The sequence below is a fragment of the Testudinibacter sp. 'clade 2' genome, assembly GCF_006227735.1.
In the GTDB taxonomy this organism is placed as follows: Bacteria; Pseudomonadota; Gammaproteobacteria; order Enterobacterales; family Pasteurellaceae; genus Chelonobacter.
Genome location: NZ_VDHB01000081.1, coordinates 1 through 1323 on the forward strand (window position 1 = coordinate 1; position 1323 = coordinate 1323).

The following is a 1323-nucleotide window of genomic DNA, read 5'->3' on the forward strand; positions in this document are numbered from 1 at the left end:
AATAAGGAAAAGCCTTTTAAGGAGTTTCCGATGTTAAAGCCGCCTCCCTCTAATCAATCCAAACTCGAAATGGTCACGCTTGAACAACTCGTGCCGAAAGACCATTTAGTGCGCAAAATCGACCAAGCCATTGATTTTGAATTTATTCGCGATGAAGTGGCTCATCTCTATTGCCATAATAATGGTCGCCCCGCCATTGACCCGGTACGCCTATTCAAAATGATGCTGCTCGGCTATATTTTTGGCATTAAGAGTGAACGTCAATTGGTCAAAGAAGTTGAAGTCAATATGGCGTATCGTTGGTTTCTCAGAATGACTATCACCGAAAAAGTCATTGATGCCAGCACCTTAAGCCAAAACCGTCTTCGGCGATTTAACGGTACTGACGTGTTTGAACGGATTTTTACGCACATCATTTTCCAAGCCATTGAGAAAGGCGTGGTCGGTGGCAAGCATTGGTTTACCGACAGTACGCATTTAAAAGCCAATGCCAACAAAAACAAAGCCACCAATGAACGGCGTGAGATTAAAGCCAGTGCTTATCTTGAGATGCTCAATGCCGACATTGATGTGGCAAGGCTGCGTATTGGAAAAAAGTCTTTTGAGGTAAAAGAAGACGCGGAGCCTAAGCTAAAAAATACCAAAGTCAGCCGTACCGACGCTGAAAGCGGCTTTATGACACGCGACAACAAACCGCAAGGCTTCTTTTACCTCGACCACCGCACCGTGGATGGCAAGTGCGGTATTATTTTGGATACCTTTGTCACACCGGGCAATGTGAACGACAGCCAGCCTTATATCAGACGACTCGATGCCACCACCAAACGCCTCGGCTTTAAGCCGAAGCAAGTCGGTCTTGATGCCGGTTACTTTACTGCCCCTGTGGCAGAAAGTCTTGAACGACGAGAGATTGCAGGCGTTTTCGGCTATCGTCGCCCACCGCGTACAAAAAATAACTATAAAAAATCTAAGTTTAACTACGATGTCAATACAGACACTTACCGTTGCCCGCAAGGTGAAACCTTAATCTTCCGCACCATCAGCCGTGATGGCTACCGCAGTTACAGTACCTACGCAAGCACCTGCTTAAACTGTTCGGCACGTTCAGATTGCACGAAAAGTCAAACCGGGGCAAAAGTCATTACTCGGCATCTCTATGCCGATGCCATAGACAGAGCCAACACAAGGCGATTAAGCGAGCAAGGCAAAGTATTTTACAAACGCAGGGCTGAAACGGTTGAACGGAGTTTTGCTGATGCGAAACAACACCACAATCACCGCTACGCCCGCTTTCGTGGGGTCACTAAAGTGCAAATCCAATGC

Annotated in this window: 1 protein-coding gene; it reads left to right on the plus strand. The window is 46.8% G+C overall.

Annotated features, from left to right (window positions below):
* Positions 1-30: 30 nt before the first annotated feature.
* A partial coding sequence (locus tag FHQ30_RS07440) for an IS1182 family transposase (protein ID WP_139625158.1) occupies positions 31-1323 on the plus strand: 1293 nt, incomplete at its 3' end.